We start from the raw sequence: 6510 nt of genomic DNA, 5'->3' as shown, positions 1-6510 counted from the left end.
AGGTGTCAGGAACACATAGATGAACACTTGACACTCTTGTCTTTGTTGAAAGGGGAGCGTATAGTTATCGTAGTGTAGCCTTCTGCCTGGAGAACACTTTTGTCTAAAATCAGGCGAAGGACAGGTTGTCCTTTTCTGGAGAAGGCAGAGAGTCAGGGAGTGAGGAGCCTGTGACAACTTTTGCCAAGCGTGCGGCACAAAGAAGCGGTTCCCGCCAGGCCGCCTGGAGAGCGGCTTCCGAAGCCAGGTGGCCGTTCGAGGGAAAACCTGACTTCGGATCAAGTGGTTGCGGGTTCGAGTCCTGCCAGGTGCGCTCTCCTTCTCGGCCCACCACCCTGCCCCGCCTGGCAAGTCCGCCGGCTTCCTGCCAGGAAGCGGAAAAGCGGAGACCGTGGCCTCCTACGGGTTGTTCCCCCCCTCTAACAAGCCCTGGCCTTCCTCGGAAGCGACAGTATGCTCGCCTGGCTACCTCAGACACAGGTGGTTCTTCCGCTGGGCAGCTCCGACCGCTTACCTGTCTCAGCATGGCCCCACCTGCTTCCCACCTGGTACTCGCAGCGCTCCCTGACTCCGACTGGCCAGGTTCAGGCGCTTGCAGATCCGCTCTGCTACTTCCCCTCTACCAGGCAGCCTCTCGTCTGCTCAGGAACTATTCGCCCGCTGGGGACTGCAGCCCGTGAGGGGCCGACTGGTCCCTTCTGTCTCTCCCGAATCAAAAATGACTTAATATTGAATATTATCTTCTGGCCGCTGTTCTCGTTCAGGGCGGATCACGATCCTGGGGAGACGAACACAGCACAGCACTCGTTCGTCCCTGAGCGGGAGACGGGCAGTGACCAGGAGCATGCCACTGGATCTTATCAGTAATATCCTGCCGCAAGGGCGAGACCAGCGCCACCCTGTGGAATAAAGCCATCCTCTGGCTCTTGTATGGTGCTGGCGTCCGCCTCTTGGAACTCATCAATACGCCTGGGGCATGGATTGCAAAGAAGGGATCAGCATCGTGCAAGACAAAGGCAACAAGCCCCCTCTCAAGCGGCAATGGTCGGCTATCTCCTCTTATTACGCCAGGGAACGGAAATACAGAGTATCCTCGAGGCGGTCACCTTTCTGATGCCAGGAGGGGCTAGTCGCTACGGGCTAGGCCGGCTGAAACGTTTGCAGCTCTCGCCAGACCTGCAGGTCTTCGGCATGGACGTTACCCTCAAGACTGATGGTGATCCTCTGATCTGTAGGCGCACAGTCTATGCCCACGCGCAAGGGCCATCCTCTCTAAGAAGCAGTTACGAGATGGTCGTGGGCTGGGAGAACGCCACTGGCAAGGGGCTGTTCTCCCAGTGGCCTGAGCCACTGTGGATCCCTGGCTCAACGTTTATCGGGCAAGGAGTGCAAGAGTGGAAAATAGAGCCAGGCGGATTCTGGGCAGCCCTCCAACAGGGGCAGGAGCAAAAGGAAGCTGGTCTCCGCCGTGCCGCGCCGTGCGCACGCGCTAGAGATGGCTCCCCCTGGAAAGCAGAAACAAGAGGGGGAACGCACTGGCGCGTCCCCCTTGCTTCTCACCTGACTGAATGCTACAGAGGCCAGCCCTGGCCGAGCCGAGAGAAGGGCTGGCCTTAGCCAGCAAGTCAAGAGAAAGAGACCTGCAGCCCGTTGGCCTGAAGGGAGGCGCTGCTGAGGGAGCGATCGATATAAAGCACCACATTGGTCATCACCAGGCGGGGCACCGTGCCCCCGGTTGCCAGAATCAGCAGATCAGCCTTGTTGGCGAAGCTGCTCAGGCCAGTAACGATATCTTGCAAGATAGAGGTCTTAATTGAAACCCCAGTGGCCACCGCCGTTCCCGAAGCTGTGATAGTAATCGTCACGCTGCCCAGATCGCGCGAGATCTGCAGTCCCGACATCGTCGTCGAGCTGAAAGTCAGCACGGGATGCAGCGGGTCGGGCAAAAGGCTCAGATGGGCATTCGTGCCAATAATCTCACTGGCCCGCAGGACAATCGAATTCGGAGCTGTCAGAATCGTCGGCTTCGGCGTTGCTGTAGGAGTGGGAGTCGGCGTCACCGTCACCGTCACAGTGGGACCCGGCGTCACAGTGGCCGACGGAACCGCGCTCGGAGTCGGGGCCGCCGTAGCCGTCTCGCCCGGCGTAGGAGTTAGCCGCGGCGTTGGGGACGGCGTTGGCGTCGGGGTGGGTGGATCAAGGGTCGGAGTAGGGGTCGGCGTGCGATGATGACAGGGAATCAACGGCGGCAGACAAAACTCCGGCCCAGCCTGCGGGGCCAGCCCTGGGCCAGCAGCGAAGGCCACCTGGCCCCCCGCCACAAAAGCAGGAATCAAAAGCAGCAGAAAAGAACAGAGCGCGCCGACTTTCCCCCAAAATGCCAGCACTGCTGGAGAACGCATCTTCTTCATAACTTGCCTGACCTTTATTCATTGCACAGCTTCATTCGTCCGCCGAGCTTGCGTAAGAGCAAAGGAAGAAAAATACCGTCACAGTCAGATAGCAGCAGGATCACTTGCTGGAGTGCCAGGCAGAGAGAGCGCGAGTGCAACCGGCCCCGGGAGCGCCAGCTGCACCCGCGCCGCGCCGTAGCGATGGATGGGCCGGACAGTTGAAGGCCCCTGTCTCGCCGGGTTTAGCTATGGGTGATGCTCAGCGTCAGACCGGGCAGCGTAATGCTATTGACTGCCTGGTACGGGGAGCTGATGGTCAGATTGGTCAGCGTCGCGCTGGTGGCCGTTTGATCAAAAGGATTGGGACCGGTATTGAGCACGAGATTCTGGAACTGGCCCTCGTCGGCCTGCAGGCCCGTAGCATCGTTCGTCAACCCCGTCACCGACACCGGCGTATTCTGGCCGGCCTCCAGCTTGACAGTCACCGTCCCCAACGGGCCCAGGCTGATGCTCTTGCTGATCACCAGATCGGTGATAGTCCCATCAAGCTGGTTGACAGCCACCGGCGTGCTGTTATCGGCAGGCGAGATGCCCGGGTACAGATGGAAGTTCTTGGCCTGCAGCACCTTGGCCTGCACCGTGACCGGCACCGGCGCCGCCGCCGCCAGGGCGATCGCTCCGTTCTCGACCGCTCCAAGCATGCCGAAGAGCACCAGGGCCGCAATCAGCATCACCGACCAGAACACGGTGCGGTTCGTGCGCCCCACCGGGGGCAGCTCCTCGTCCTCGTCGACCACCGCTCTGGTCTCAATGGTCTCCACACGGCTGACATCAATGCTTTCCTCATCGAAAGGCGGCAGATGAATGGGTAAGCTCGTTTCTTCGCGCTCTGGCTCCCGGGTCATTCCGGTGTCGTGCTCTTTTTCCATGAGACGCTCTCCTTTTCAAGTACTACATGACTAGATATATATTTATGTATATGCAATCCCGAAAGACGGGATTACAGACGAAAGGAAAGGGATGCGCCGATCAACATCGTCTGAGAAGATAGGCGAGCTTACTTTACTGATCTGCTGCTGTTCTTGCCGGCTTAAGAACCCCAGGCGACAGATAGCTCTAAGGGACTCAAGGGCGGATACTCGCGCGCGCGCGAAGAGATGAACGCTGCGCGCTACCCCGTTTACCGGCGGCCACCGGGCGCCAGGCCACACCAAGGGCCCCGCCGATGACACCCAGCAGCATGCCGATGCCGAAGCCGCCGAAGGAGGAAGCGACCAGCGAGACTAGGGCGAGCACCACGCCGATGGCTCCCGTGATCAAGGAATAGGCCGGGACCAACATCTGGATCACGCCCATGATGACCAGCAAGGCGCCGACGAGCAAGCCGGCCCAGAGAGTGCTGCCGGGGAGCATGGCCAGCCGGATCAACATGGCCGGACCCCAGAGGACCAGCAGGCCGGAGAGAATTAAGAGGATCGAACCTGCGAAGGGGCGAGAGCGACGCCAGCGACGGAAGCGGCCCCAGCGTTGCCACTGATGAATCAGCTGGGCCTCCTTATCCGCTGTTCGCAGGCGCCGGTGAGTGCGCCAGGCGCTCAAGCGCTGGCGCAGCCCCGCCAGCGTGCCTGTCAAGGCATGCGAGCGGCTCGAGCGACTGGAGAGGTCGACAACGATCACCTGTTGACTTTGACTACTGCTGCTCTGCGCGGTACCTTCCGCCTGTGGTTCTTGTGACATCGCCATTGTAGACACTCCTTTTCCACGCCTCAACGATGAAGCGACCTGCCGGTAAACAGCCCCGGCTCACCAGGAAAGCGAACCTTGCTCAACGAGCCGAATGAAGACAAGATCCTGAGGGCAGAGGCGCGAGAAGATACAGCGTTGCCTCCCGCGATCTGCCTGCCTGAGATGATCTGGCCTGCTTGGCCTCCTCGCTAAACTGCGAGCAGGCGTGGCAGCTCCAGCGCCAGCCGCCAATCGCCGCTGATGCGCAGGCGGCGCGAGAGCACAGCCTGGCGCTGGCTGAGGCGACGATTAGAGAGACTGGCCCAATCGTTAGCCGAGCAGCGCAGAGTCAGCCGCGGATTCTCCAGGCGGCCCACGCCCGTGACAGGAGGCTGGCCCGGCTCCAGCCTCAGATAGCGAGGCTGCATATCGTCAAAGAGCCACTGGATAGAGGCGCGGATCGGCTTCGAGCGCCGCTGCGACCAAGCGGCCACCAGGCGCATAGAGGTAAAGATAGTCTCCATCGTCTCCTCATTCACATGAGGGGCGTCACCGCTGCCCAGAACGCCGCCCTCGATGAACTTGATGATACGCTCGGCCTGAACCTCGAAAGGATCATCAAGGCCCAACTTCGCCAACTCGCTCACCTCGTGCGGATCAATGCCCGCACGGCGCAACTTTGTATGGAGCGAGCGCAAGCCGAAAGCGAACATCTCCTGCGGAGTGAAGCCGAGGCAGGTGATGTATGACCAATCGTGGTCGGGAGGAGCAAGCACGCCCGCCGTCCAGGCCAGGATGCGATTGAGCATCGCGATCGCGGCCTCCTTGCAACGACGGTCCCTGCTCACAAGCTCGCGCAGGAGCTGGATACCGAAGGCGATATGTCGCGACTCATCGCGGGAGACGAAGAAGATGCCGCGTCCCAGGGCGGGAAGCAGGCCGGTGCGCGCCGTATATTCGCGCAAGAAATGCTGTCCGGTGTGGGCCAGCATCCCCTCGATGACGATGTGGTAGAGGACAACGCCCTGAGCCAGGAGCGGCAGACTACGCGGATTGCGGCGCAGTCGCTCGGCGGCGCGATCCAGCTCCGTGAAGACCTGGACAAAGCCCCAGCTCAGATGGGGACGGACCGCGCTCAGCGTCGTGCTGATGTCCTGGCCAAGGTGGCAGACCTCGCGGAGAAAACGGTCAAAGAAGACGTGGTGGCGGGCCTCATCGGCAATCTGGGTTGCGAGGAAGATCTTATCCTCTGGGCGGGGTGCCGGCTCCACAAAGGGGGCCAGCGTCAAAGTCACCGACTCCTCTCCGTCGAGGAACATCGAGCAATTCCAGAGGATGGCCGCCCGCTCTCGCTCACTGTGTTTCTCTTTCCAATCCAGCGCATCCTGGCTGAAGTCCAGCGCCTTTGCTGACCAGTTCCCTTCCTCCCACAGGCGATAGAGTCGATCTTTCTCAACCGGTGGCGTCTGCTCGGAATCGACGTCGATGAAACCTTCATGCTGGGCCGGTTCGGTGGTCATGGGTTGTTTTCCCCCTGTTCCTGGGTACCTGCCTACCTGCCTGCTTGCCTGTGAGGGGGGCGCCGCCCCGACAAAGCCGCGTCGGGGCAGGCTGGCCCTCGCCAGATCCTGAACCGTTGGCAAAACTGACTGACAGTCAGTCAACCATCGTTGTATATGACTATAGCCGGCAATCAGGTGATTGTCAAGGGGAAAACGATTGCCTGGTAAATTAGGGTAGTTTCTGCAACCGAACAGGATATCGGAAGCGAGAGTGGGCTACCGCTGTGAATCGGCGTCAGGCGATGCCGAGAGCGTGGCGAATGAAGCTAGAGCATTCGGCAATGAAGACCTCGGGAGAGACGGGCGAATTGTAGATATAACACTCTTCGGCGGCATAGTAGACTGTACCGACGATGAGGATCGCCGTCACCTCGGGGTTAATCGTTGGGTTGAGAGCGCCGCGTTGCTGTTCCTGGCGGATGATCTCGGCGATCAGGCCGTAGTAGGGGGCGAAGATGTGCTGGCGCTCGGCGGGGTGCTCGGTCCAGCAGGTATTGAAATGCACGATTGCCAGGATGTCGCGGTACTCCGACATGATCTGGAACGTTTCGGCCACGCTGCGGTCGATCATTTCTTGCAAGTTGTGCGCCTCATCGTAAGCGCGTCGGAGCGCGTTCTCGATGCGCTCTTGCATCTCGCGGGCGAGCGTCGTCAAGACCGAGGCCTTAGACGGGAAGTACCAGTAGAAAGTTCCCTGGGCCACGCCGGCGCGGGCCACGATCTCGGAGATGGTCGTTGCTTCGAATCCTTTCTCGGCGAAGACCTCGCGCGAGATCCTGAGCAATTCGGCCTTGCGTGCTTCGCGATTGCCTCGATTTGCTGCCATTCCC

At 60.4% G+C, this 6510-nt stretch carries 5 protein-coding genes; all 5 read right to left on the bottom strand.

The window, feature by feature from the left end; genetic code table 11:
- Positions 1 to 1625: 1625 nt before the first annotated feature.
- Positions 1626 to 2411 (bottom strand): hypothetical protein, encoded by a 786-nt coding sequence (locus ACFMO7_RS02165; protein ID WP_376793893.1) that lies wholly within the window; start codon positions 2409 to 2411, stop codon positions 1626 to 1628.
- Between the two features lie 224 nt (positions 2412 to 2635).
- Entirely contained in the window at positions 2636 to 3322 is a 687-nt protein-coding gene (locus ACFMO7_RS02160) for a DUF6230 family protein (RefSeq protein ID WP_376793892.1), read from the bottom strand.
- A gap of 196 nt (positions 3323 to 3518) precedes the next feature.
- The gene (locus ACFMO7_RS02155; protein WP_376793891.1) at positions 3519 to 4136 is read right to left on the bottom strand and encodes a DUF6114 domain-containing protein; all 618 of its coding nucleotides are present in this window, start codon (positions 4134 to 4136) and stop codon (positions 3519 to 3521) included.
- A gap of 191 nt (positions 4137 to 4327) precedes the next feature.
- Positions 4328 to 5638: a ribonucleotide-diphosphate reductase subunit beta gene (locus ACFMO7_RS02150; RefSeq protein WP_376793890.1), complete on the bottom strand. Its 1311-nt coding sequence runs from the start codon at positions 5636 to 5638 to the stop codon at positions 4328 to 4330.
- Between the two features lie 277 nt (positions 5639 to 5915).
- A partial coding sequence (locus ACFMO7_RS02145; RefSeq protein ID WP_376793889.1) for a TetR/AcrR family transcriptional regulator occupies positions 5916 to 6510 on the bottom strand: 595 nt, incomplete at its 5' end.

Source organism: Thermogemmatispora sp., assembly GCF_042408735.1.
GTDB lineage: Bacteria > Chloroflexota > Ktedonobacteria > Ktedonobacterales > Ktedonobacteraceae > Thermogemmatispora.
The sequence above is the reverse complement of the archived record's forward strand: the minus strand, read 5'-3'. Positions and strand labels throughout refer to the sequence as shown.

Excerpts from the sequence above, each read along its gene's own strand:
- ACFMO7_RS02165 (WP_376793893.1), bottom strand. The coding sequence starts at position 2,411 with ATGAAGAAGATGCGTTCTCCAGCAGTGCTGGCATTTTGGGGGAAAGTC.
- ACFMO7_RS02160 (WP_376793892.1), bottom strand. The coding sequence starts at position 3,322 with ATGGAAAAAGAGCACGACACCGGAATGACCCGGGAGCCAGAGCGCGAA.
- ACFMO7_RS02155 (WP_376793891.1), bottom strand. The coding sequence starts at position 4,136 with ATGGCGATGTCACAAGAACCACAGGCGGAAGGTACCGCGCAGAGCAGC.
- ACFMO7_RS02150 (WP_376793890.1), bottom strand. The coding sequence starts at position 5,638 with ATGACCACCGAACCGGCCCAGCATGAAGGTTTCATCGACGTCGATTCC.